This is a genomic window from Pseudoxanthomonas mexicana, assembly GCF_014397415.1.
Classification (GTDB): domain Bacteria; phylum Pseudomonadota; class Gammaproteobacteria; order Xanthomonadales; family Xanthomonadaceae; genus Pseudoxanthomonas_A; species Pseudoxanthomonas_A mexicana.
This window is the reverse complement of sequence record NZ_CP060731.1, coordinates 174,969-199,755: the sequence shown is the minus strand read 5'-3', so window position 1 is coordinate 199,755 and position 24,787 is coordinate 174,969. Positions and strand designations below refer to the sequence as shown.

The window sequence follows — 24,787 nt, the reverse complement described above, 5'->3', positions numbered from 1 at the left end:
CGTCGCCCTCCCAAGGATCTTCGTCAGTACTTGGACATCGTTTCGCGCATCCGGGTGGATCACGAGGACTATGTGGCCGTCCGAGATGAAATCATTGAGGCTTACGACGCCATAGGCTACACGGCGACACCGATTTTCCTCCTGATCATCGGTGAAAGTCGCACGGGCAAGTCCAGTGTGGTTCGCGAAGTGCTTGAAACGTATCACCCTCGCCAGGCCGATGAGCGGACAATTCGCACCGTGGTGTATGCGGTCGCACCAGCCAAAGCATCGGTAAAAGGGTTGCTGGAATCGCTGCTCAAGGGGTTGGGCGATCCGCTGTGGAGCAAAGGCACCATCTCGAGCATGACCATGCGCTTGCATACTTTGCTCCATGAAGTGGAGTGCAAGCTGGTCATCCTGGACGAGTTTCAACATCTGTGTGGCCGTGGCAAGGCAGCTTTGCTCGCGGACTGGCTGAAAGTGCTGCTGGAGAGTTCGAAGTTCGGCCTGATCGCCGTGGGTCTGCCGGAGTCGGCGTCTGTCGTGGCACAACACAAGCAGCTGAAACAGCGTTGTGACGAGCCACTGTGTATGCCTACCTTCGACTGGACCGACAAAGCTTCGGTCGCCCAGTTCCGGGCGGTGCTGATGCAGTTCCAGAAACAGCTTCATCCCTTTGAGCTGCCAAACCTGGCTAGCCGGGAGATGAGTTTGAGGGTCTTTCTGGCTACGGCCGGAAGGATCGGGCTGGTAGCCAAGCTGCTCGACCGCGCTGTTCGTATGGCAATTCGGCAAAAACGGCTGGAGATCAGACTGGAAGATCTGGCTAGCGCCTACAAGCGCGCCATCTGGGGTGCCTCGTCCTTTCCGATTCCAGGCGGCCCATTCTTGGCCGCGCTGGAGGATCTGGAAGGGCGGGGGGTGAGGGAGGCGGTGTTTGCAAATGCGGCCGCGGAACCGGTCGCCGACCAGAGCAGTGCCGTTGAGGTGCATAGGGCCGACCTGCCCCAAGAGCCGACAAAGAGAGGCGCACCCAAGGGAAGCTTACGTTCTAAGGGTTCCCGAGGGTCCGACAAATCGTCACGTAAAGCGTCGGGCGAATTGCGGGGTGTCCTGTGAAGCTGGTAGTCAGGCCCAAGCCATATCCCACCGAGTCCCTGACGGGATACTTGCTCAGAACGTCCGAGCGCAACGGCTATCCGAACGTGGCGTTCTTGCAGGAACTCTTGAGAGACGAGTCGTCGCCTCAGATGACATTGAAGCTCGACGCAAGCGCTTTGATGGATCTGGCCGATATCTCACCTGTCGATGCAGAGCGTCTGTCCCTGAAGCCGCAGAAGGGCAATCGGGCGTACATCCGGATATTCGGGCAAGAACTACCCGCCTACGAGATGGCATTGCGCGCTCCCAAAGTATGTCCGCAGTGCCTGGCTGAGCATGGCCACTGCGAAGCCTTCTGGGACCTCAGTCAGGCCAGGGCATGCCCGATTCATCGCACCCAGCTGATGTCGCGGTGCCCAGACTGTTCGAGCCCGCTGCGATGGTCTAGGAGCAAGCTGAAAAGGTGCCCATGTGGCTCAGACATCACGACCTGGCACGCTCAATCGGCGTCGGCCGCTTTGTGCGATCTGATGGGTGTGATGCGTTGTCAGGTGTATCGCGGCTACGTAGATCTTCAATGTCCGACGGCGCTGACTGTGCTGAAAAATCTAGACCTGAGACAGTTGTGCAAACTGACGTGGGTAATGAGCAGCACATTGCACTTCGCAGGGGAGGATAAGAAGCACAAGCCAAAATCGAGACTTCGCTACGAAGTCGAGGCGGAGCGCGTTGCGATGGCGCTAGCAAGCTGGCCGACCGGCTTCCAGTCCCTCCTGCAAGAAATGTATGGTCAGACACTGTCGACGGCCGAGTCCCAGCCTCCTTTCCACCGATGCTTTAGCTGGGTGTTCGACCGGCTGATCAAGAACGATCCGGACGGCGGGGAGGCCTACCGTTTCGTGGCCAACGAGGTATTCAAGTTTGGCGCGAACTACTGGACACAGCGCGCATTGTCACGGGCGGGGAGGGATGTGAACGCGCCTGCCTTGGATGCCATCAAGTGGGGAACTGTTAGTGAGGCCGCCGAGATCCTCGGACTGCATATGTTGACCATGCAAAAGCTAATCGGCGCTGGAGAAATTCCCGTGCGTCGAGTCTCGCCCACGGGCAGTCGACCGTTCATCGTCGACCTGGACTGGGCAAGGCGTCAGCGACTTACCCGGGAACCTGCGATCGGAATTCGTGACGCTGCGAAAGTCGTTGGCGTTTCCATTGAGACGCTTCGTGTGATGGTAAGCAAAGGCGTCTATGTGGCGGCACACCGTTCCGCCTTTCCGGGAAGCCTGTCCGGAGAAGACACGCGAGAGCTAGCTCAGCGGCTAGGCGAGCTATTAAAAGGAAAGAAGCATTGCCGCAATAGCGATGCTATCTCTTTGGACAGGCTCTTCTTTGAGGCCGCTGCTTCGCCAGAGCAAAAAGCCGACACATTTGCCTATCTTCTTGATAACCCCTCCCTAGTGATAGGAAAAGTTCCGGGTTCCGGCATGGGTGTGGCGCAGGTCCAGGCAGAAGCGCTGAAGACAGTACTCCCGCAATTGTATGACAAGCCTTCGCTCATCACTCTGTTCGAATCGGGACAGATACTGGGTTGCACCGCGGCAGTTGTGACGTCGCTTCGAAGGCTTGGCTATTTGAAGCAAACGAGTTATGCCGGTCGAGTGAGGATTCTTGAGGTCTCGGTGCGGCAGTTCGGCAGTGCTTATGAGTCTGTGGCCTCGATATGCCGTCGCCTTGGTGTGAGCACACTTAATTCATATAAGCGGAATGACTTTTCCAAGTTGAAGCACGTCAAGGCGCGCGCCCAAGGCCACAGCTATACGGTGTTCATTGGCCGGAGCAGCGTGACCGCGGCAGAAAAGATGCTGGCCAGAAAATGTTCCTAGCTTACGGGGGCTGAGATATGAAAAACGATGATGCTTCATCAATATTCGAGAAGGGCCTTTACATCGGTTATATGAACTACCTAGCGACAGGTGAAGGAGTTACTTCCTGCATCTGCGTGGCAGGTAGCTCGGAGCGGGCTGGGAAGATCCTCCGTGAGAAGTTGGATCCTTACTACCATCGAGGGATCATCACATCCTTGATTGCCTCAGGTGCGGATGAAGAGGCAAGGCGTATGGTTGCGCTAATTCCATCGAAGATCAGCACAATTCTCGCCGAGATACCAGTTGGCGCCGGAGAATACTATTCGGAGTTTCACTACAACCTAAGTTAGAGGGCTGCGGCGCCTCAGTTTGCGGCGCCGAGGCTCTGTCATCGAGCGTATGGCCGATGTCAGCTCCCGACCCAAAGCGGACATCGAAGCGATGTCCGCCAACGGTGCTCATCGGGCGTGCAGTCGGTCGAGTGGGCTGACGGTTGTCCGGATCGCCTGCTCCACATGGGTGTAGATCATGGTGGTCTTCAGGTTGCGATGCCCCAGGAGTAGTTGGATCGTCCGAATGTCTGTGCCTGCCGCCAGCAAGTGAGTGGCAAACGAATGCCGTAGCGTGTGGACTGACGCATGCCTAGCAATACCGGCTTGATGCAGTGCTGCCTTGAAGGCCACCTGTACGCCGGACTCGGAGGCATGCCAGCGAAGGCGGCGTCCGGTCTTTGGGCAGGTCCGTACGACGCGAGATGGGAACAGGTACTGCCAGGCCAAACTCTGGCTGGCGCTGGAATACTTGCGCTCCAAGGCCTTTGGCAGTGGAGCGAATCCTGCGCCTCGCGCGAGGTCCTGCTTGTGTAAGCCGGCAACCCTCAATAGTTGTCGCTGCAGCAGACGCTCCAGTTGGCGAGGCAGCAACGTGGTTCGGTCCTTGCCGCCTTTCCCCGCCCTGACGTGTATCAGGCCCGCGCCCATGTCTACATCCTTGACCCTGAGTGTCATGCACTCAGTCACCCGCAACCCAGACCCATAGAGCAGGTGTGCGATCAGGGCAGTTATGCCCTCCATCTGCGCGAGGATGGAGGCAACCTCATCCACGCTCAGCACGACCGGCAGGCGATCCTGGCGCTGAATCCGCCTGAGTCCGCTCAGGTGACCAGTGTCCACCTCAAGGACATCCCGGTAGAGGAACAGAAGCGCGTTGAGGGCTTGAGACTGAGTGGAGGCCGACACTGCCCCCACGCTGGCTAGGTGGTTGATGAAGGCGACGATGCCGGGTGGTCCCACGACACGTGGATGTTGGCGGCTATGGAAATGGATGTACCTGCGAATCCAGAACCGGTATGCCTGCTCGGTTCGGCGACTTAGATGCCGGCGGCGGCACACCACGGACACTTGGTCCATGAGCCGCAAAGGAGGTGGGGTGGTGCAGGTAAGTTCACCCCATGAGGGTCGCTCCGGTTGGGGGTCAAACGAGGGCAGAGTACCCTCGGCGAGGACTTCTGTGGGTCCGGTTATACGTCGGCTTGTTAGCCGGACCCAGCCGCCCTAAGATCGAGCCGTATCAAGGGGATAGCCCACCATACGGTGCGCTGTGGATAAGTCGTATAACCGGACCCAGGGATCCGGCTATTAGGTAGTTAGGCCGCATGAGAGCTTTCTCGCTATTGGTAGTCTTTCTGGCTGGATGCTCGACGTATGACTGGCAGGCCATGAATGCACGGCAAGAGCGCATCTGTCCCGCTAAAGGCGGAGAGATCATTCAACGCACGAACTTCCGTTTAGAGTGCGTCTGGCCGTCCTCGGACGGTGGCTCTCCTTGCAGTGACAGCTCGCAGTGTCAGGGGTATTGCACGGCTTCGGGTCACTGCTCAACTGACCAATCAGAGTTCAAGGTTCGCAACTGCGTTGATCATCTTGCTAACGTGGTCGCGGTCAGTGAGTGCGTTGACTGAGATGCGGCCTAACAATTCATTCAAGCCGACGCCGCTTCGCGGCGCGGCTTAATTCAGGCGTTAGGCATTGCATCAACTATGACCGCGAGCTTTGAAGAATGGAGAGCGGAGCTCCTGCACGTAGGTAACATCGTGCAGGATGGAGATGACTCGATTGAATGGGGCGAAAGACAAGCTCGCTACAATCGCTACGTTGAGATGCTCGATGCACTTAAGGGATCGGAAGGATTTGAGTATGTTCTCGCAGTGTTTGAATCGTTACAGGCAGAGAATGACTACGGTGCTTACCAAATAGCCGACCGAGCCGCGTGGCGGTTTGGTGAAGTTTCGTACTGCACGGCCCTCATCAACGAGCTTCCCCGACTAATCGAGGACCTGCCGGATCGGGCCGGAGATCTCGTTGGCTCAATCGCCAATGGGTACGGCACGAAAGATGAGTCAACAATCCGAGTCTTTAACCATCTTCTTTCAGAGGCTTCCCCCGCTGCCAAGCAAGATATCGATGGGTTCATTCGACGAGAAGAGTTACCTACCGGCTGGCTAAGCGATCGAGCTGGCATCCTAGGCAGCAATGCCTAACAAATCATTCAAGCCGAACCCGCTTCGCGGGTCGGCTTAATTCTGGTGTTATGCGTGGGTGGGTGTGTTGGTGTTGTTGGCTTCGGTGATGCTGCAACTTCTGCTCCCATACTGGCTTCGGCGTTGATCGGTCGCTGACACGTCGGATTCACTGACGTTTCCCGGCTTCGCTCCACTCGGCTTCGGATACATGGCATTCGCGCCGCTCGGCAAAGGATGGCTTCATGGCTTACAGATTTGCGGCGCTCCCGGCTTCGGTCCTTGCTGGCCTCGACCTGCTCCGTGCTGACGGGCCGTTTCTCCGTGTTCCCGGGTATCGCGTGACCGTTGCGGGCAGTCGACTTCGGGCTTACCTTGGCGCGCATAACAGTTCGTTCAAGCCGAACCCGCTTCGCGGGTCGGCTTAACTCAGGTGTTAGACCCGTGGAACAGCATCTCGACAAGCTGATCTTAAAGAGCATTCGAGCGGGGTACGTCGCTAGTGATGACATTGATGACCTATGTAGCTTGTCAGGGTTCAGTCGCGCGCAGGTCTACGACTTAGTCGCTACTTACATCGCCAGCGGGTTCGCCTCTGGCGGCCTTAGCTATGAGGACGCAGATGCCGTGGCCAACTTCTTGTGGGCTGAGTCTTCATTCGAACTCTCCGGCTTCGCAAAGGATGTGTTCTTGGCATTTGACGACGGAGAGTATGTCGCCGCTTCCGATCCACCTGATACCGATCCAGTAGCAAAGTACACTCGCCCACAAATAGCGGATCTTCTGGCTCGCAGGCCACAGATCTAACAATTCATTCAAGCCGAACCCGCTTCGCGGGTCGGCTTAATTCCGGTGTTAGCGCTCATGGCAAGAATTGCTGCGGTTTTGTGTGCTATTACTCTCGCCGGCTGCACTAGGCATGAGATCGAGACTGCGAAAAGCCTGCCTTGCGAGCCACTTTCGCAGTTGAGCCTTGAGTATGTATCCAGCGATGATCAACGGTCGTTGTTAGAAGCATCGGAAGATTTCTGCGCGGTTTTGGCCGGCAAACCAGCCATACATGCTCGGCTAGATGGAGGGTTTCAAACACCACCCAACGGATCAACAAAGCGTTACGTGGGTCGAGGCTACACGCTGCTCTCCATTCGTGACGCTCGATTAGTGGGCGGCGTCATGGTCGGCGTGGCCGGTCCTATACTTCAGTTGGATAGTCGCTTAGCACCCGGCCCGGGTAATCCCGTTAGTATCTCGCAGGTACGATTGGTTCGCCTGCCCACAATGCGTTAGTACGCGTGAGAGCGCTAACAATTCATTCAAGCCGAAGCCGCTTCGCGGCTCGGCTTAATTCAGGCATTAGCTGCCATGCCTAGCTTCATGTGTCCTCACTGCGGCAAGACCCCGAGCTCGGGGCTCTTCCGCTTCCTGCCGGGGTTTAGGCTGGTCCGCCATAAGTTCGTTTGTAGTTTGTGTTCTGGAGTTTCGGAGTTCTCCGGTAGGTCTCAGGCATGGTCCGTGGCAGCGATGGTCGCTAGCCTCGCCGTCGTTGGACTTGCTCTTAGAATTGCCATGACAATGTTGGGGACACAGCGCATCCCAATGGGCACGCTTGGTGCTGTCATAGCATTCGCCGCAATCGTAGGCATTGCCCAGGTCGCCTCCGCGCTCATGCTGCGACGCAAAGCGGTCCTCATTCCGGCAAGCAGCGATGGCAGCTAACAATTCATTCAAGCCGAACCCGCTTCGCGGGTCGGCTTAACTCAGGTGTTAGGCCTCAAGAGCGAGCATCATGGGATTCGTCGCTAGAGCAACTAGAGCAATTGGCTATGCGGCCTCCGCGCTCGGCCTAGGCATCGTCACCTTCGGCCTACTGGCCATTGCTGACCCTCAAGGCGCGCAACTCGCCAACGACTCCAGTCCCTTTGGCCCGCCGTCCTCACTCACCCAGCTTTTGCTTCATGTCTCTGCTGGTGCAGCTTTGCTGGCGCTCGGCGTCTGGCTTGTCGCGCGCAAGTCTGCGGTGTAGCTTGAGGCCTAACAGCTCATTCAAGCCGAACCCGCTTCGCGGGTCGGCTTAATTCTGGTGTTAGGCGGCTATGGAGAGTAGCGACGAGGCTAGTCTGAGAGACATTGCTGATAGGCTCTTGGCAAACGACTTCCATGCCTATATCAGACATGATGGCGCCACCCCTTTGCTCTTTGCGCTCGGTGCCAAGAAGTCTCATTCCGTTGACTTCCGACGCAGAGACAAGGCTTTAGTAATTGAGTACTGGTATGGATACCCGGACGATGACTTCATCTCAGAGCAGGTGGTACCCACATTTGAGGCGGCCTTTGGTCCCATCAGCGCATGGCTTGCCCGGGACGCCGCCTAACAATTCATTCAAGCCGAACCCGCTTCGCGGGTCGGCTTAATTCAGGTGTTAGGCCGCGGATGAGCGCATGAAGCGTCTGTTACAACTGATCTCAGGCAGAAGATCGACGCGGGCGTCGGTGCAAGTCTCGCTCTGCTCCCACCTGCCACAGGGTGCCAAGCGCGTTTATTGGCTCTCCGAGAAGCTAGATCACGATCCAGAGCAGCTTGCGCAAACTCACGCGCTGACTAAAGACCACTCCCGCCCCTACATGGGCTTGGCTGGCAAGTACGGCTTATTCGCAACCGCTTCTTGGTGGCAAGCTGTCAACTCAGGAAGGATGCCCACAAGGCGTGTTGCTGGCGTTATCTCCCGCGTCTATCGCGCCGGGCAAGACAACAGCGGCCCTGTGAATACCGTAACCGTCGAACGGCCGGATGGCTCAAGCGAAACCATTGGCATCTACATCAACGACCAGAAAGATCGTGGTTATTTTGTGCCCGGAAACTTCGTTGAGATCATCTACGCCCTCGATGATTGTAAACCACAGCCTGACGGGCGGGTAGAGCAAGCCGAGATCGCACTAGAGGTGGTCGTGGCCAGTAAAACGGCCGCGGCCTAACAATTCATTCAAGCCGAACCCGCTTCGCGGGTCGGCTTAATTCAGGTGTTAGGCGGCTATGGAGAATAGCGACGAGGCTAGTCTGAGAGACATTGCTGATAGGCTCTTGGCAAACGACTTCCATGCCTATATCAGACATGATGGCGCCACCCCTTTGCTCTTTGCGCTCGGTGCCAAGAAGTCTCATTCCGTTGACTTCCGACGCAGAGACAAGGCTTTAGTAATTGAGTACTGGTATGGATACCCGGACGATGACTTCATCTCAGAGCAGGTGGTACCCACATTTGAGGCGGCCTTTGGTCCCATCAGCGCATGGCTTGCCCGGGACGCCGCCTAACAATTCATTCAAGCCGAACCCGCTTCGCGGGTCGGCTTAATTCAGGTGTTAGGCCCCATGACCAAACTCAGCCACGAGATTGCAAAAGAGCGCACAGCATCGGGTTCCGAGTTCATCGGAGTGGACTTTGCTCCTGACGACCCTACGCGGCCATTCTGGGTTTGGTCCGGTGTTGGTTACCACACGCACGCTGCGCGCATATCTGCTGGTGAGCTTCTCGGCGATTGGCCCGAGCACTATGACTTAGTTAGGACATGGCTTGAGCCAATTCTCAGCCGCTTGGCCAGCGGTGCTCCACTCGATCCCGCAGACGTACTATTGGCATACTCTGCTTATCATGGCAAAGAGGCTCCGGTTGCACGTGCCGGGGCCTAACAATTCATTCAAGCCGAACCCGCTTCGCGGGTCGGCTTAATTCAGGCGTTAGCGCTCAACCAGGACCTCGCGGCATGAAGCCAAAACTGAATTGCTTGCGAATACGTACTCGTCAGGCCCTCGCACAATGGGCAGTCGCGACATTCGGCTTTGAACCTTCGTGGTCCGAGCTAAGGTTCGTCGCAGATCCAGAGTACTTCGATGCCCATGTCACTAGTCGCATTTACCACCTCGTGGGTCACTCCGGCGATTGCCGTACCATCGAGCTATCGCATCGCTGGGCCGCATCACGCACGGTTCGTGCAGTACTTCGCGCATGGCAGCGCGAGTTTGGGGCTGGACTTCCCAGAGATTACGGCGTTGCGATCAACTTTGAGCGCTAACAACTCATTCAAGCCGAACCCGCTTCGCGGGTCGGCTTAATTCTGGTGTTAGGCCCCAATGGCGACAGCAACGCAAACTGCAGCAGAAATCCAACGGCTCGTTTGGCTGTTCCTCCCTCTTTGCAATGACCGCCAGACCTTACTGGCTCTCGATACGATGGCTGCCGAGCCAAGTCAGTGGTCTGAGGGACACGAGTTGTTTCAAAGGATTCGTTCCAAGACTTTGGCCGCGGAGCGGGCCGGTGACCGCCTGAGCAATACCCAGTACTGCTTTGAGGAGGTTTGTGCCAAGACCCTCTACAACCTCAGCGGGTTCCCCGCGCCCTTTGACAAGGATTCTCCGGATTGGATTCGTCCCAATGCGTTAGCATTGGCCAAGGTCTTGAGCATCCCCGATCCTGATTCAGCGATCCGTCTTGGGGCCTAACAATTCATTCAAGCCGAACCCGCTTCGCGGGTCGGCTTAATTCTGGTGTTAGGCTGCACATGAGCAATCCGTACCAGCCTCCACAAGCGACGCCCTCAGGTGTCCCTCGAGCTTGGCGCTTCGGCCATTCGTTCACGGCGTTTGCTTCCGGACTAGTAGTGCCGCCTTTGATCCTCTACCTTACGGTTCGCCTTGTATTTCCCGACGTCCCGCTTGCCCGAGGCAATTCAACTTTCTGGGGAGCGGTCATCTTGGGGAGCATGCTGGCTGCGGTTGCGGTCTATCGGCATAAGCGCATTTCCCTGTGGCTCGCTGCGGCAGTCGGACCTACTATCGTTCTCGTGCTGGCCCTCGCGCCTGCGGTATGGTCAGAGGTGCTGGGTGCAGCCTAACAATTCATTCAAGCCGAACCCGCTTTGCGGGTCGGCTTAATTCTGGTGTTAGCGCCCTATGGTGATTGGTCGGAACCGAGCCATACTTTTCGGAATCGCCGCCATCCTCGGCGTCGTTGGCATTCAAGCGTTCAATAGCTTCGCTTGCTATGACCATGGCTTTCTCGCTTTCCTGGCGGTCTTGGGCGTCTTTCTGATGGTTCCACTGCTCCCAGCAATCATTTCACTTGCCACGGCAAATCCATTGAGAGCGATAGGGGCGTGCCTCCTGTTTGCACCGTGGCTTGTATTTGCCTATTACACTGATTGCGTCCGCCCATATGCCGGCGGTGGCGCATCAATGATCTATGTCGCGGTCCTTCTGTGGGGCACACCGTGTTCAATCATCGGAGCGCTAGTTACCGGCCCTGTCACTCGGATGTTCGGTGTTTCCGTTGGCGGGCGCTAACAGTTCATTCAAGCCGAACCCGCTTCGCGGGTCGGCTTAATTCAGGTGTTAGATGCCATAGGACGGTACCGAGGCCAATGGACGAAAAGCAAAGGCAAATCTGTGGCCATCTTCGTGAGTTGCAATCTTCGGAGGCGGCAGATTGGTTGATGGAGCACTACCCCATCAGTGACGTCCAATGGGGCGAGGCGCTGCTGGTCATTCCTCACAGATCCTGGGAAAAGCGGGATCAAATCCGGCTAGCCAAGTACTACTTCTCTAAGATTCCATTCGCGAGCGCCCGAGGGTATGAGGCGTTTGCGTCATTTATGTCTGTCACAAGCCTAATCAGTGTGATTCGCGACTTTGTACCGCCAAGCGCGGAGGACAGGCGGCTGATTGAGTACCATCTGGCACCGTTGCTACGTCGCAAGGCTGAGTCCGACAAGGACATGGCCGCAGTCCGTAGCTTTCTGGATGCACTTGCGTGATATGTGGGTGGCATCTAACAATTCATTCAAGCCGAACCCGCTTCGCGGGTCGGCTTAATTCCGGTGTTAGGCCACATTCGGACACATCCATGCAGTCAGAAGACTATCTAGACCGGCATTACATCGGCATCCGGAAGCAGTCCGAGACAGACCGGGCATGCTGCTATGAGTTCATCTGCACGGAATACCGGCGGATCGGCACCAAGCGTCTCGAACAGCTCGGACACGTCACCGGCACCTTTCAGATAGACAAGCAAACGGGCGCCACTGAGCTAGTGCACCCAATGCCTGGCGATGAGAGCCTCAGCGCTTTCAACCGTGCTAGCTACAAGATCCGCAAGTGCTGGCTGGGCGGCGAGCTCCCGAACACAGAGCAGTACTGTGCGGGCTAATGTGGCCTAACAATTCATTCAAGCCGAAGCCGCTTCGCGGCTCGGCTTAATTCAGGCGTTAGGCGTCACCCCAACACTCTCGCAGGTGATGAATGAGAGCAAGACAAAGAGAAGAGTTGCTTAGGCTTCTGCAATTGTTGACGCAGCCAGAAGAAAACGAACTATCGCGGGATGAGCTTGACAATATCCTGATTGATTTCTGCGCCGGATGCCCTGATCCACCGGGCGCACGTTGGCTTATCGTGGAGTGCCTTGATCCTCTTTCAGATGGCGAGCTAGTAGATAGGGCTTTAAGTATGCCGTTCCTTCCAATATCAGACGTCCCCACATCAATAGTTCCTTTCGATCATCCCGCAAGGGCCAAGGCTCACTGACGTGACGCCTAACAATTCATTCAAGCCGAACCCGCTTCGCGGGTCGGCTTAATTCAGGTGTTAGGCCTACTGTGAAAGTTCAGAAGCCACTGTCAGTTCTACTGCTACTTGGTCTGGTCGGCTGCGCGAGCGTGCAAGCGCCATCCTTCGGAGATAGCACCTGGGCAGGACATGAAAAGCAACGGCTTGACGCACAGCTTCGCCTTGCTTCAAGTCAGCTCCCTGAGGGATGGCTCTACAAGACGGAGCAAAGTGATGCCGCGGGCTCATTTGCCTATCGCAAGCGTTCTGGCTCCTATGACTACTCAGAGGCGGGACACTTTGTCGTAGACCCGCAGTGGCAAGAGGAGCGCTCATACATTGGGCTGCTCAAGCCTGGAGGCGTCTTCTGTGTCGCAAACCCGGAACAACAAAGCAGCGAAGAAGATGATGCTGGCGGGGATACAATCACCATCACGTACTGGACGGTCTACGACTACTGTGTCCAACTCCACAGCCAGTAGGCCTAACAATTCATTCAAGCCGAACCCGCTTCGCGGGTCGGCTTAATTCCGGTGTTAGGTGCCATGCAAGCTAATCGCGAGGTCATAAAAGCAACGGCTGCTTGCTTGGTCGCCACTCTCGCCGGCTGCTCCAACGGCGTTTCATCACGCGCGATCGAGCAGGCCAGTGTTTTCGGCTCCGAGGAGATGGCCGCATATGAGGGCTCAATCAATCGCCCGGCTCCAATTCCTCTCGTAACGTTGAGTCGCGGCGCTAATGTCAACGTTCTACACGATACTTATGGCAAAGACTATTGGGCATGCTACGTTCGCACAGCTAATGGAGTTGAAGGGTGGGTGCTTTGTACTTCGCTTGATTACAAGCGATCGACTGGCACCTAACAATTCATTCAAGCCGAACCCGCTTCGCGGGTCGGCTTAACTCAGGCGTTAGGTGCCGCATGAGCATGCCGCTGCCCATAGATGTTGTAGTGCTTGCCTCGTCAGAGGCTGGGCTGCATGGGGTAAGGAAGGTATCTGGACTCAAAAGACCCGGAGTTTCTCCGCGCTATTTGATGGCCACGATAGAAAGATCAGACAAGTTTTCTAGCTTCTCAAGCATTGATCCGTCTGGCATCGGATTCTGGATTGCGCTGGACCAGCCCTCCAAGCTCAAGTGCCAGGAGACGGTCGCTAGGCTCCAATCAGATACACAGTACAGCCGCGGATTCTATGACGTGCACTTGCCAGATCCTGTTGCTATCGCAACTGACGTGGCTGATCTTCAACGGATCGTTGACGATGTCTGGGAGGCGTTCTGTGCAACGTCGTGAGGCGGCACCTAACAATTCATTCAAGCCGAACCCGCTTCGCGGGTCGGCTTAATTCAGGTGTTAGGTGCCATGGAAGACTCCTCGTTCTCCATCAAGTCCACATCAAATGACAAGGAACTCCGGTTCTTTGGCATCGGCGAATACGTATTCTCAGTGGAGCTTCGAGGTGCTGGGATTTATGCAGTCCGAGAGATCTACTGTCCTCTCGGCTCATCCGAGTTCACTCAGTTCTTCTTGCGACTCGCTTCCTATGAGCGTCCTTGGCCTGACATCGAGCAATGCACGTCGCTTGAGGGCGATCTCTCCATTTCCGCCCGTTGCTCGGCTCTAGGGGTGGTGACATTCTCTATTTCAATCCACGGGCTATTTGGCGTTCCTGAAGAATGGCAGCTGTCGAGCGACCTCACCAGCGAGCTTGGTCAGCTCCCAAAGATTGCCGCAGCCTCTGGTCGTTTCTTCGGTGTCGTGGCTGGCACCTAACAATTCATTCAAGCCGAACCCGCTTCGCAGGTCGGCTTAATTCAGGCGTTAGGCCTCTCAAGATATGAACTCGTACCCGACAGAGATTGATCTCCTTGCGGCATTGGATCGCTCTGATCATCTTGTGCGTGAGTGCGCTGCAGGACACATGTCGTTTGCTGACTTCTGCGCTGAGTACGACAACTTCTATTGGTCGTTCGCCTTAGATGGCCACGAGTCGGATCAGGCAGGTCAGATCTTGCTGGCCAAGTACGCTGCGCGCGTCGCGCTCCATCAGACAGTGGCGGCGACCATTCTTGCCAAGGCCTGCTCGGACGCGGACGCGGCAAAAGAGAGCTATCGCGCGGCCGGCCGCTTCGGCTCCACAGAGGCGGTCTCAAGGCTTAAGCTTGTGGTGGCGGGCCTTCCCGGCGGAGAGGCCTAACAATTCATTCAAGCCGAACCCGCTTCGCGGGTCGGCTTAATTCTGGCGTTAGGGCCCAATCCTGTGTCCACACTCGTGAAAGTTGCTCCTGGCACATCCTGGCCTAGCGGTGATTACCGAGATGTGGCCGTACTTCCTCTAGACGATCTGGGTGTGACCGAGGTGTTCGGAGACCTTCTTGAGGGCACCGAGTGTGGACTTGGTGACTGGCTCGCAACTGGATTCCAGCTCTCTGATGGCAATTACGTTGAGCTCATCCGTTACAAAGCTAGTCCGCCGCCATTCGGCTATACCGTTCGGCTTGATAGCTCCGCTAGTATCGAGCCATCGCTATCAACTGTGCTTTTTCTCGTAGGCCTAAAGCGGTCAGCTCTTCCATGGGTCGCGGTTGGGCCCTAACAATTCATTCAAGCCGAACCCGCTTCGCGGGTCGGCTTAATTCTGGTGTTAGCTGCTAACAGACATGGCCGCGATCTTTGCATTCACCTGCTCATGCTGCGGAGAGCTGCATGAGGGCTCGCCCAGCTTCGGTTACAAGACCCCAATGCCCTTTGATCACTTGTCAGAGCATGACAAGCAATCAATCGCGCAGATCAACGACGACCTTTGCAAGATCGACCACCCCGAGGGCACTGACTACTTTGCGCGGGTTGTTTTGGAGCTTCCCATCCATGGAGCTGAGGAGCCGTTCCTATGGGGCGTCTGGGTTTCACTTAGCAAAGAGAGCTTTGACAAGTACACGTCAACCTGGGGTGAGCATGATGAATCAGACAGCTACTTTGGCTGGTTCAGCAATCGCCTTCCGTACTACCCTGACACAATCAATCTAAAGACAAATGTGCGGCCCAGGAATGGCAATGCGAGACCATATCTTGAGTTACAACCAAGCGACCATCCACTAGCCGTCCACTATCATCATGGCATGAGCGCTCAAGAAGCTCAGAAGATCGCAGAAGAGGCTATGCATGGACGCAGCTAACAATTCATTCAAGCCGAACCCGCTTCGCGGGTCGGCTTAACTCAGGTGTTAGGCCCCATGAAAGAGCACCAGATCTATCTAATCGGCGGCGGCGACGACGAATCCGGCATTCTTACGCCCGATCGTCGGGGTGACGAATGCTGTTTATCATTCTTATTCCGTGGCAAGCGCATTGATGCATCTGCTGATGATTTTTTTGATGCATTCTGCGGCATCCGACACCTGTTGGAGGCGGACTCGCTTATTCCCTTTTGCTACGGTGCAAGTCTCAACGTCTACCCCTCCCGCATGTCGCGGCAAATGGCTTCGGGCACAGTTGCGTACGTTTTGACTTTTGGTAGATCGGCGGAGACTCGTGTACACATCTTTGATTCTGGCCCGGACGTAACACCGGCCTCTGTGGCCAATCAAAAGAGCTTCTATGCTGATTGGGTCGCGTCGCTGGGGCCTAACAATTCATTCAAGCCGAGCCCACATCAGGGCGGCGCCTAAGTGCGCGCCTTCGGCTATATTTGCACTCAGTCGCCGCCCTGCTGTGGGCCGGCTTAATTCAGGTGTTAGGCACCAATGGAAGGTCATCTACCAAATCGGCAAATGCCCTTCGTTTGGGGCGACTTCAATGCCTGCGGCTGGGCCGCTGGTGGCGACGAGAGCATCTATGCCCTGGACAAAGATGCCCTCGCTGCAATACCGGCAAAAGATGGCATGGCGATCTTCGTTTGGTGTGAGGACGAGCCCGACACCATCCTTGGCTGCGTCGCAACGCTTGAGCACATCACGCTAGGCGCATTTACTGGCTGGCGCGCGGTGCCTGTTGGTAGCACCTTCTACCGTGGCCCAGTGCCCGCGCATCTGCTTGGCGGGCTTGGTGCCTAACAATTCATTCAAGCCGAACCCGCTTCGCGGGTCGGCTTAACTCTGGTGTTAGGCGTCGGAGGAAGCAGTGCAGCTATCTCAAGAAGAACAGCGCGTCGTCGCACTTTTCGCGGCGATGCCTCCAAGCTCCAAGGCTCGCTTCCCTACGTGGTTCGTAGAGCTGATCGTCCCGTTGGCGCTTGCTATTGGTGGCTGGGTCACGGGCCACCCCGTCTTTGTTGGTGCTGCTTTTGCTGGTCTTCTGGCGCTCCACGCTCACAGGCTCTTCCGGCAGTTCAAGTACGCCCGCGAGTTGCACTCCATTTTTACCAAGCTACAGGCGCACACGACCCAGTCCGGGCCGAGCGCCTAACAATTCATTCAAGCCGAACCCGCTTCGCGGGTCGGCTTAACTCAGGTGTTAGCCTTCCGAGACAGAGTATGCGCAAGCTTCTAGCCACCACGGCACTACTTCCGGCCTTTGCTGTGGCGTCTCCGCCGCCTGACAGCATCGGCGACCTTTTCGCCGGCACATGCATGAAGCACTTCTACGCACAAGATGCTCTGCGGAAGGCAATGAGCGACACAGGCGCTCCGGAGGCGCCTCCCGAGAAAGCGGAGTTCTTTCTTGGCGGCAACCCAGGCAAGGCGTGGTTCGTCATAGCGCCTTCTACCGCATATGTTGTCGCGCTCCGAGAGGACACGGTGTGCGCAGTTTTCGCTCAGCGCGCCAACGCTGATGAGGCTCATGTCGGTTTTTCGGCGTTAGTTGGTACGGCCCCGGAGCCGCTGGTGGCAGTGGCGCAGGACGCAGCCACACTTGGTCCTCAAGACCCGCACACCCGGACGGCGGCCTACTCATGGTCGCGGCCAGAAGACAAAGATGAGCTATTGTTTGTCCTTACTACCTCCGACAGCCCTGACGCCACCGCTCAGGCAATGGTCTCAATGTCACTGGTCGGCAAGGCTAACAACTCGTTCAAGGCGATGCCGCTTCGCGGCACGCCTTAACTCTGGCGTTAGGCCCCACACATGACTTCCGATCGCCGAAAAGAGCAATGGACCAATGAGCGGGTCGACCAATACCTGTTCGGGCAAGGTGTTGAGTTGCGTCAATACTTCATCAGCCGAGCGTCCGGTGCCTATTGCCTTTGCTATACAAGCCCCGAGGGTCGAGACTTCTATCTCCCAATTGACGATGACGCCCTGGCTGGGAGAGCCATTCAAAGGCTCCTTGCACTTGGCGTTCGCATTGAGGAGGACGGTTAGCCATGGGGCCGCGGGTGGACCCTAACAATTCATTCAAGCCGAAGCCGCTTCGCGGCTCGGCTTAATTCAGGTGTTAGCCCTCATGAAATATGACGATGCCTCATGGCACTACGGCGGCAATTTTCCATCTGATCTACCAGACTCGGCTGGTGCGACCCATACGGGCATATTCCTTGCTTGGGCGGTGCTAGTCGGACTGGGTGGTGAATTGTTCACGGTGGAGGAGCCTGAGCTAGTTAACGAGCTCTGCAATCGCACGACCACACCTGGGTCGTTCTTCCTCAAAGTTTGCGACGGCAAGCTCACAGACGAGGACCTTAGCGATCGTGGCAATAAGTTCGCCGTCGCCTACTACGAGGACGGGCAGTACCTAGCGGACTACGAGGAGATGCTGGGCAGCAGTCTAGCCTCCCCATATCATGTGCCGGATGTTTGGGCGAGCTTTGATACATTGCGGCCGCGTTTGGACGAGCGCCTTGCCCGCTGGTCAGCGAGTGAGGGCTAACAATTCATTCAAGCCGAACCCGCTTCGCGGGTCGGCTTAATTCAGGTGTTAGGCCCCGATGGACACAACCAAGTTGTCGGACACAAAGCTTGCAGCGCTTTCGGCCGCACACCCGACGCTCCCATCGGAGTACTTCGCTTACCTTCGTGATGTCGGCTGGGGCGAGGCTGTTAGTGGTCGTATGATCTACAGCGGCCCCGTTGCGCCCCAAGACGTTTACGGCGCCACCTTCAGCCGCACTGATATCGTTCTGCTGGGGGATGACCTTCAAGGCTACTGCTTCGGCTATGACCGCACCGCATCAGCTTACGGTGAGACCACACCGAGCGGCGATTGGCAGGCCTGGCCCGCTGACAAAGGTCTCCGGCACCATGTCGGGGCCTAACAATTCATTCAAGCCGAACCCGCTTCGCGGGTCGGCTTAATTCTGGTGTTAGGCGCCATGGATGAAGAACACTATTGTCGTGAAGTAAGAGCTGTTCTCGATTCGCGCATCGATCAGATCGCTAGTCGGCTCCAGATCACGCTACAGACTCTGCCCGCCAAGGCGAAAGAAGTGATCATTGGGGTCCACGTTGACCAAGACGGCGAGGGGTTCCTAACAGCACGTGTCCACCTCGCGGGCCCCGATCTGTATGTTCTCAATCGGTCAATTGCGGAAACAGCTGAGCTATTTGGTACTGTCATGACCGCTACCGGATTCGAGCCGCCGCTGCCTGTAATGTCTCCCGGGGAAGACGCCTTTTCGGTCTCCGACGCCTTGGCCGACTGTGCTATCCAGTGGTTTGAGTCGCGGTGGTCGTCCCTGGGCGTCGTGGAGGTTTCAGTGCCCGTCTCCGTCGCTTCAATGGATGGGTACGGGTCTATTGGGGCGGTCAGGCTTCCCAGCCATGGGGCCTAACAATTCGTCCAAGCCGACGCCGCTTCGCGGCGCGGCTTAACTCAGGTGTTAGACATGACCAATCAAATGACACTTCTTGATGTTGTTAACGGCGGTGCGGATGAGCCTGACGTCCAGAATTTCTTTGAGAAATTTCCAGAAGGACTGACTGGCTCGATTTACCTCCTTGGCAACGTAGTAATAAGGAAATTCAAGCTTGGCGCGGATTACATTCCTGACTTTGCTTATGTGCAGCCCATGTCCGGCCGGACCTACATGCACCTAGTAGAAATCGAATCACCTAAAAAAAATATTTTTACTCAGAATGATGAGTTCACGAAAGAGTTCAATCAAGCGCTGCAGCAAGTACGTGACTGGATGCAATGGGTGCATCAAAATTCACAAACTCTCATGCAGCAGATCGAGCCTTTGCGAGTTGGGAATTACGACACACTCTATAACCCTATCGCCCGCGGGACGCTCATATTTGGACGGCGGGGTGAGACTGAAGCGAATCAGCGCAGACGTGAGCGGTGGGCTGGCATCAAAGATCAATGCGCTAGCCAAGTCTCGATCTACAGCTACGATGGAATCGCAGAGGCGAATCAGAAAACACTACCCCCAAACCTGGGGTCTGGGCTCGTACATTGTGTTGCCTACCAAGGCCGCGATTTCGTTCGAATCGCACATGTCTAACAATTCATTCAAGCCGAAGCCGCTTCGCGGGTCGGCTAAACTCAAGGTGTTAGGTGCCATGCAGACAATTCCAGCGATCGACCCGAAAGACGTTCAGGCGCTATGGGCTTGCTTGGAAGCACTATTGCCGACCTCTTGGGCGTCCGCTCAAATCCACGGCAAGCTGGCAGATGACCATGGTACCGCCGATTTCTCGTACATGGATCGTTCGGGAGATGCCAAGGCGCTGGACCCAGGATTTGATATCTATGACGACGCCATGCAGATTCTCGTCAGGATGCGCTTAGCCGCAACGGATGCAGGACATCCATGGAGCCAGTTCTTCTTCAAGGTTTCCCCTGGCGGACAGTTCCATTTTAAGTACGGATACGGTCCCATCGATATCCTCTAGGTGGCACCTAACAAATCATTCAAGCCGAACCCGCTTCGCGGGTCGGCTTAACTCAGGTGTTAGGCGGCACAGCATGACCTTCCGCACTTCAGGACTTGAATCTCGACTGTTCAGACTGGCCCTCTTCAGTTCGCTGCTCACTGGCGGCTGCGCTCATCAATCAGCCAGACCTGAGCTGGAGCCAAGGAAGTTTTCTCGAGAGATTGGACTTGCCGGCTGTGAGGTTTCCGTCCGACTAAGCCGCGATGGGACACTGGACTTTGCCCGTAGGCTTGGCGCTCCTGATCTGGCAGCCTCACCCGAATGGACCGAGGCAATTGCACTCACTGGGCCGGGAGATCACGTGCGTCACGTCTATTGCCCCAGGAACGCCGCCAATTTTTTTGGCGTCTTCCGTGGTGAATCCATCGTGTTCAAGTTCGGGAGTTTTATCTATGACTAACACGCGAGTGCCGCCTAACAATTCATTCAAGCCGAACCCGCTTCGCGGGTCGGCTTAATTCAGGTGTTAGGCGGCAAGAGAGAACTATGGCGACTCAAGTTCAACTGTCAGACGACGAAGCTCTGGTGCTGTTTGAGCTGCTTTCGTCTGGAAAGCTCGAGCCAGTCATGGACACAGCGGAGAAGCATGCCTTGGGGGTGGTTCTCGCCAGCTTGGAGAAGCAACTGATCACTCCGTTCTCTTCTGACTACGGTGATCGACTGGTAGCAGCAAAATCCTCTCTGGTAGACCGCTATGGCGGCTAGGCTGCTGGCGGTGCCGCCTAACAATTCATTCAAGCCGAACCCGCTTCGCGGGTCGGCTTAATTCTGGTGTTGGGCGATGTCCGCTTCTGGCCGGAAGCGGACATCGCATCGATGCGCGGCGGTGAAAAGTGCCGCGGTGGTGGAGTAGGGCAGGCGGACACTTGTCCCCTAATGGATAGAAAGCGCCGCCTAATCTGTGCGGTCATCACAGTGTGGTGGCGCGAAATCAGGAGTAGATCTCGCGGCTGACGCGGCTACTCATCAGGCCACCTGAGCCTTGTGGAATGGCGTAAAGGAGCGAAGTCCAAGTCGCTCTCTTCGGTAAGAACCTGTTCCGGCGATGCCATTTGAATGCTGAGGACTGACTCTCTCAAGGACTCAGTTATCCAAGAGACATCCTCAATTGTCGGGAAATGTCTTGCGATCGTCACCGCTCGTCGCCTTAGTGGCAACGGTAGAGTTTCATCCTCGCTAAGATCGACAAGCAAGCTGCCAGCCCAAAGCAAAGCTCTGGTTCTTTCGGTTGGGGTTGTCATGGTAGTCCTGGAGCGGCGGTGCACATGAGGATTCCCCTTGCCGGTCGCACATGCTGCGACGAATCGGACCGTGTTCCGATCGGATGTCCACTTTCGCCACGTACTACTGGCTTACCGGAGCAGTGGCTCAGACGGGGAGCGGGGTATTTGGTCGGCTTCGCTCCCAGCAGGTAGCCGCAGAGGTCCCGCAGCATCGCGAGGCGTACGTCAGACCCTGCGCGCGGGTGACCTGCAGCCAGGTGCGCGACCTTGAGCGAAGATGGAACCTAGAGCAAGTCGGCCAGCATGCAAATCGTTGATTTTAATGCCTTAGCTAGGGCGCGCGACGGAACTAGCGCCATATGACTATTCGCGCTTCAGGAACTAGCGCCTTATGCCTGTCTTTCGCTAGACCGGCACGTCAACCATATCGGTCTAAAGCCTGAGCCACGGTGCTGATCACTAGCGCCTTTTGGCCTAACCCACAACAAGATTGCAGATTGCCGATTCTTTGACGAAGCAACTGGCGAAGAGTTTGGTGATGCGGCTGCAGTTATGGAGAATCTTCTCCAGTGGATCGGCAAGCTAGCTACGGTCGGAGAGTCGTGCACTTACGAGCCTAAGCCTGACGACCCATTTCTTCGAGCCTATTGCTTCGACGCTCGTCGGATACCAGGTGAGCAGGCTTATTTGCTAGCCATGTGGAATGAATCGGACTCAAAGGACGATTCGATCCAGCTGTTGAGTGTAGATTCCGCTATAGGCGAAGCGGATGTATCAAACGTAGACATAGATCCGCAAGCTAGTCCCGGATACCCGGCTTACTTTGTGGTGATGCCCGAGCGTGGGCTGATTCTCAATCTGCGATTCGAACATAGATTGAACGGCAGTCAGCCGTTTAGACGGTACATCCTCGGTTTTATGCAAGAGTCTTCCGACTTCTGTGTGTGGGACGAAGACGATGACACCAAGTTGCTTGGGTACTGCGAAGACATGGCGAAGTGGGATGCTGACTCGGCATTCTTGCCGCTCTTCCGGTATCAGCTGGTGCGACGGGGCGGTGATACAGATTGGCTTAGGCGCCAAGTCACCAACATAAGAAAGGTGATTAGGCGCGCGATCATCTATCCCAAGCTACCCGAGCACAGGCCCATGTACGAATCCGCGTACGGAATCCTCGGCCTCACCCCCAACAACCGTCAGAGTGCGGGGATTAATTTCGAGTATGACTTCAAGGTGCGGCTCACGCCCGAAAAGCTTGAGCAGATCATCGCCGAATGCGCGCCTGGCGAGGTTGATGATGCTTGGAGTGATGTTGGGTTCGTGATGGCAAAGCAAGCCAGTAAAATCCATTGGCTGAGCGGGAGCTACGCGAGAGAGAAGTCAGTCTTGGATGTCGCGCGCACGGAAGGGGGAATGGTCGATCCCGAGAGCCTTGCAAACATACTAGGCGCGGGTCACCTACAGCGACTACTGAATGAAGCGTTGTGAACGGTCGATGGCATTTCGTTGCATTTCGCTCTAGCGTTATGGCGATAGCGCTAGTTGGCGCTGCGTTAGCTCATTTGGCGCGCGGTGAGATTAAGGTTATTGAGGTGCTGGGCGGTTTGATTGGTGCGGCTGGAGTGGTCGTTACGGTCTTTGGGATATGGATCGCAATCATCTATCCCCGGTACGTAACCTCACTGGAATCAGGCGCGAAGCCCTCGAATATCGAGGATGCAGGGCGATACAAAGTCCTGATGACCTCCCTGTTTCGCTCGGCATTCACGTTGGTTCTAAGTCTTTTCTTGCTGATAGTGATTGGCGTGTTTGGTGTCGCATCACCTCTTCTGCCGGCTCCTTTTTTCTTCTTCTCAATGATGGCACTCGTGTCTATCGGTGAGTCGTTGATGGCGTCCATCGCCAGTGGCGATTCTTCTGCCGCAAAGTCGCTAGACGAAGGTGCTATGAAGGGAGCAAGAACGAGAAGAAGACACGGCTCCAAGCATGCGCGTAGAACGAGTTGAAAAGAGCGGGCGCTACCCGTCGAAACTACAAGGCAAGGGGATGCCATGGAACGTCAGGAGCCCAGTTCCGACAAGGACATGAAGGACGTCGAGTTCCGTCCACGCTCCTATCGTGGCCCGTCGCATCCGTCTCATTCCCGCAGCAATGAAGGCTTCGCCTGGAAGATCGGCGTGGCCGTTGGCGTCGGTGTGCTGGCCGCGCTGCTGATCTTCAATGCCTACGAGCGCCACCAGGCACAGCGCGATGCCGAAGAAGCCGTGCGCCTGATCCAGCAGGAAACCGCCAAGCTGGAACGCGAGATGCAGGCCGCCATCCGTACGGCCACCGTCCCTCCGCCCCGTCCCGCCCCCGTCATCCATCCCATCCCGCCCGGCTACCGCTGCACCGGCGGCACACTGCTGTACCGCGACGGCAACAGCTGGACCCAGATCACCGCGCGATCGAATCATGTCTATTGCCCTGGCACCTCGGTGGAGGATTGCTATCCCGTGACGCCGCGGTCTGTAGGGTGTGTGGCCCGATGATGCTGTTTGGTGACGAAGCAGAACGGGTCGAGAGCGCAATCGCTGAGCGGCTGGGGTTGCTCCTGTTCGCTTACTCTCGCCTCGACGTCAGCCTCGGCCTTCAGTTGGTATGGACCGATGGCGCAAAAGAGCTGCCTGGTCTCACTCATCGCTACAACAATCAGGGCGTGGGGCCGCGGATCGAGTTCCTGAGGAAGCGAGTCGCCACCGTATATGCACCCGGCTCGGAAGGCGCCAGGGAATATGCAGACTTTTTCGATGAGCTCGACGCACTTAGACAGATCAGGAACGACCTCGTGCACGGTCGATGGAGTCCCCCACTGGATGGAGAGCGCATGGCATGCGTGGCGGGTTTGCCAACGTCCGACGACCAGCGCGAAACCTATTACTCGCCCGCTTTACTGGATGAAGTAGTGCAGCGGCTGCATCGGGTGAGTACTTGGCATGACCGACTTCGCGACCGATGGCCACTCTAGCGTCGTGATAGCCGGGTCTAGGGTGGGCCTTCGGCGCTTACGGCCGGTCGCGCGAAGCGACTTTCAATGGTAGAGCCAGCCCGCTTGTCGGGCCGGGGCGACAAGCGTAAGGGGATGACATGCGCAGCGAAGAAACAATGGTGTCCGAAAGCAGTGGGAAGATCGCACGCGCACCGTGTCGGCACGGGCATCGCTTTGGCTTGTCGTCACCGCTGCTGCTGACCATGATGCTGCTGTCAGGATGTGTAGATGAGAGCCGTACGCGACATTCGAGCAATGATCCCCCCGATGGCGCGGCGTGCACGCATGCGCAAGAGGCGTCTTCGGCCAAGTGCAGTCATACAGAAGTCTCTCGTATCGGAACGTGTCCGTCCGCGGTCGCGCCGATCGCCAGCCCACACGGCAGATTTCCCTTCAGCGTGGATAGCGAGTTCCAGGCAAGGTTTGTCGTGGCATTCGTCATCCGTCGCGATGGGTCTGTCGAATCTCCCCGCATTGCTTCCACCGACTGGCGCCCGGGCCCCAACATCAAGGAAGGGCCCAAGCCCTACCAGGACGCCGTACTGGCATCGGTGAGCCGATGGAAGTACCCGCCACGTGATGCACCATGCCGCCATGAGCTGCCGTTCGAAGTGAGCATGGGCGATGCGGATCACGGGTCGCCCCTACCCGTGGATTAATGAG

The 24,787-nt window shown here is 56.6% G+C and carries 29 protein-coding genes; 27 read left to right on the top strand and 2 right to left on the bottom strand.

Annotated elements, in window-relative coordinates:
- The first annotated feature begins 30 nt into the window (after window positions 1-30).
- Genes IAE60_RS01030 through IAE60_RS01020 form a run of 3 tightly spaced genes read left to right on the top strand, consistent with a single transcriptional unit; the run spans window position 31 to window position 3,298 of the window.
- Window positions 31-1,101 carry a TniB family NTP-binding protein gene (locus tag IAE60_RS01030; RefSeq protein WP_187573531.1) on the top strand — a complete coding sequence of 357 codons (1,071 nt, stop codon included), beginning with the start codon at window positions 31-33 and terminating at the stop codon, window positions 1,099-1,101.
- Window positions 1,098-2,966 carry a TniQ family protein gene (locus IAE60_RS01025; RefSeq protein WP_187573530.1) on the top strand — a complete coding sequence of 623 codons (1,869 nt, stop codon included), beginning with the start codon at window positions 1,098-1,100 and terminating at the stop codon, window positions 2,964-2,966. Before IAE60_RS01030 ends, IAE60_RS01025 begins: the two co-directional genes overlap by 4 nt.
- A 17-nt stretch (window positions 2,967-2,983) precedes the next feature.
- The gene (locus IAE60_RS01020; RefSeq protein WP_187573529.1) at window positions 2,984-3,298 is read left to right on the top strand and encodes a hypothetical protein; all 315 of its coding nucleotides are present in this window, start codon (window positions 2,984-2,986) and stop codon (window positions 3,296-3,298) included.
- Between the two features lie 108 nt (window positions 3,299-3,406).
- On the opposite strand, the gene IAE60_RS01015 is transcribed toward IAE60_RS01020, so the two are convergent.
- Window positions 3,407-4,357 (bottom strand): integron integrase, encoded by a 951-nt coding sequence (locus IAE60_RS01015; RefSeq protein WP_187573528.1) that lies wholly within the window; start codon window positions 4,355-4,357, stop codon window positions 3,407-3,409.
- A 629-nt stretch (window positions 4,358-4,986) separates the two neighbouring features.
- On the opposite strand from IAE60_RS01015, the gene IAE60_RS01010 reads away from it, so the two are divergent.
- The 20 genes from IAE60_RS01010 to IAE60_RS00920 all read left to right on the top strand — a co-directional run bounded on the left by IAE60_RS01010 (window position 4,987) and on the right by IAE60_RS00920 (window position 20,578).
- A complete protein-coding gene (locus IAE60_RS01010) occupies window positions 4,987-5,487 on the top strand; it encodes a hypothetical protein (protein ID WP_185894508.1) in 501 nt (166 codons plus the stop codon).
- Between the two features lie 423 nt (window positions 5,488-5,910).
- A complete protein-coding gene (locus IAE60_RS01005; RefSeq protein ID WP_187573527.1) occupies window positions 5,911-6,273 on the top strand; it encodes a hypothetical protein in 363 nt (120 codons plus the stop codon).
- A 979-nt stretch (window positions 6,274-7,252) separates the two neighbouring features.
- Window positions 7,253-7,489 (top strand): hypothetical protein, encoded by a 237-nt coding sequence (locus IAE60_RS01000; protein WP_187573526.1) that lies wholly within the window; start codon window positions 7,253-7,255, stop codon window positions 7,487-7,489.
- A 416-nt stretch (window positions 7,490-7,905) separates the two neighbouring features.
- A complete protein-coding gene (locus IAE60_RS00995) occupies window positions 7,906-8,439 on the top strand; it encodes a hypothetical protein (RefSeq protein WP_187573525.1) in 534 nt (177 codons plus the stop codon).
- A 1,153-nt stretch (window positions 8,440-9,592) separates the two neighbouring features.
- A complete protein-coding gene (locus IAE60_RS18685) occupies window positions 9,593-9,961 on the top strand; it encodes a hypothetical protein (RefSeq protein WP_244966621.1) in 369 nt (122 codons plus the stop codon).
- Between the two features lie 917 nt (window positions 9,962-10,878).
- Window positions 10,879-11,271, top strand: a complete 393-nt coding sequence (locus IAE60_RS00985; protein WP_187573523.1) for a hypothetical protein — start codon at window positions 10,879-10,881, stop codon at window positions 11,269-11,271.
- 89 nt (window positions 11,272-11,360) lie between these two features.
- Window positions 11,361-11,663 (top strand): hypothetical protein, encoded by a 303-nt coding sequence (locus IAE60_RS00980; protein ID WP_187573522.1) that lies wholly within the window; start codon window positions 11,361-11,363, stop codon window positions 11,661-11,663.
- Window positions 11,664-12,980: 1,317 nt separating this feature from the next.
- Window positions 12,981-13,352 carry a hypothetical protein gene (locus IAE60_RS00975; RefSeq protein ID WP_187573521.1) on the top strand — a complete coding sequence of 124 codons (372 nt, stop codon included), beginning with the start codon at window positions 12,981-12,983 and terminating at the stop codon, window positions 13,350-13,352.
- Window positions 13,353-13,421: 69 nt separating this feature from the next.
- Entirely contained in the window at window positions 13,422-13,832 is a 411-nt protein-coding gene (locus IAE60_RS00970; RefSeq protein WP_187573520.1) for a DUF6228 family protein, read from the top strand.
- Between the two features lie 148 nt (window positions 13,833-13,980).
- On the top strand, window positions 13,981-14,256 hold the full coding sequence (locus IAE60_RS00965) for a hypothetical protein (RefSeq protein ID WP_187573519.1): 276 nt from the start codon (window positions 13,981-13,983) through the stop codon (window positions 14,254-14,256).
- Window positions 14,257-14,719: 463 nt separating this feature from the next.
- Entirely contained in the window at window positions 14,720-15,235 is a 516-nt protein-coding gene (locus IAE60_RS00960; RefSeq protein WP_187573518.1) for a DUF2199 domain-containing protein, read from the top strand.
- Window positions 15,236-15,292: 57 nt separating this feature from the next.
- Complete coding sequence (locus IAE60_RS00955; RefSeq protein ID WP_187573517.1) at window positions 15,293-15,727, top strand: hypothetical protein; 435 nt, start codon at window positions 15,293-15,295, stop codon at window positions 15,725-15,727.
- Window positions 15,728-15,829: 102 nt separating this feature from the next.
- A complete protein-coding gene (locus IAE60_RS00950; protein WP_187573516.1) occupies window positions 15,830-16,111 on the top strand; it encodes a hypothetical protein in 282 nt (93 codons plus the stop codon).
- A gap of 516 nt (window positions 16,112-16,627) precedes the next feature.
- Entirely contained in the window at window positions 16,628-17,101 is a 474-nt protein-coding gene (locus IAE60_RS00945; RefSeq protein WP_187573515.1) for an NMCC_0638 family (lipo)protein, read from the top strand.
- A gap of 340 nt (window positions 17,102-17,441) precedes the next feature.
- A complete protein-coding gene (locus tag IAE60_RS00940) occupies window positions 17,442-17,864 on the top strand; it encodes a DUF7832 domain-containing protein (protein ID WP_187573514.1) in 423 nt (140 codons plus the stop codon).
- 58 nt (window positions 17,865-17,922) lie between these two features.
- Window positions 17,923-18,249, top strand: coding sequence for a hypothetical protein (locus IAE60_RS00935; RefSeq protein ID WP_187573513.1), 327 nt, complete (start codon window positions 17,923-17,925; stop codon window positions 18,247-18,249).
- 57 nt (window positions 18,250-18,306) lie between these two features.
- Entirely contained in the window at window positions 18,307-18,765 is a 459-nt protein-coding gene (locus IAE60_RS18975) for a DUF6389 family protein (RefSeq protein ID WP_222937177.1), read from the top strand.
- A 54-nt stretch (window positions 18,766-18,819) separates the two neighbouring features.
- Window positions 18,820-19,440, top strand: coding sequence for a Shedu anti-phage system protein SduA domain-containing protein (locus IAE60_RS00930; RefSeq protein WP_187573512.1), 621 nt, complete (start codon window positions 18,820-18,822; stop codon window positions 19,438-19,440).
- On the top strand, window positions 19,433-19,831 hold the full coding sequence (locus IAE60_RS00925) for a hypothetical protein (RefSeq protein WP_187573511.1): 399 nt from the start codon (window positions 19,433-19,435) through the stop codon (window positions 19,829-19,831). The genes IAE60_RS00930 and IAE60_RS00925 overlap by 8 nt, the downstream gene beginning before the upstream one ends.
- 528 nt (window positions 19,832-20,359) lie before the next feature.
- A complete protein-coding gene (locus IAE60_RS00920; protein ID WP_187573510.1) occupies window positions 20,360-20,578 on the top strand; it encodes a hypothetical protein in 219 nt (72 codons plus the stop codon).
- A 254-nt stretch (window positions 20,579-20,832) separates the two neighbouring features.
- On the opposite strand, the gene IAE60_RS18945 is transcribed toward IAE60_RS00920, so the two are convergent.
- Window positions 20,833-21,114 carry a BPSL0761 family protein gene (locus tag IAE60_RS18945; RefSeq protein WP_338052599.1) on the bottom strand — a complete coding sequence of 94 codons (282 nt, stop codon included), beginning with the start codon at window positions 21,112-21,114 and terminating at the stop codon, window positions 20,833-20,835.
- A 534-nt stretch (window positions 21,115-21,648) separates the two neighbouring features.
- On the opposite strand from IAE60_RS18945, the gene IAE60_RS00915 reads away from it, so the two are divergent.
- The 4 genes from IAE60_RS00915 to IAE60_RS00900 are packed head-to-tail and all read left to right on the top strand — an operon-like array spanning window position 21,649 to window position 24,103.
- A complete protein-coding gene (locus IAE60_RS00915; protein ID WP_187573509.1) occupies window positions 21,649-22,584 on the top strand; it encodes a hypothetical protein in 936 nt (311 codons plus the stop codon).
- The gene (locus IAE60_RS00910) at window positions 22,581-23,102 is read left to right on the top strand and encodes a hypothetical protein (protein WP_187573508.1); all 522 of its coding nucleotides are present in this window, start codon (window positions 22,581-22,583) and stop codon (window positions 23,100-23,102) included. Before IAE60_RS00915 ends, IAE60_RS00910 begins: the two co-directional genes overlap by 4 nt.
- Before the next feature lie 45 nt (window positions 23,103-23,147).
- A complete protein-coding gene (locus IAE60_RS00905) occupies window positions 23,148-23,627 on the top strand; it encodes a hypothetical protein (RefSeq protein ID WP_187573507.1) in 480 nt (159 codons plus the stop codon).
- Window positions 23,624-24,103: a hypothetical protein gene (locus IAE60_RS00900; RefSeq protein ID WP_187573506.1), complete on the top strand. Its 480-nt coding sequence runs from the start codon at window positions 23,624-23,626 to the stop codon at window positions 24,101-24,103. The genes IAE60_RS00905 and IAE60_RS00900 overlap by 4 nt, the downstream gene beginning before the upstream one ends.
- Window positions 24,104-24,787: the final 684 nt, after the last annotated feature.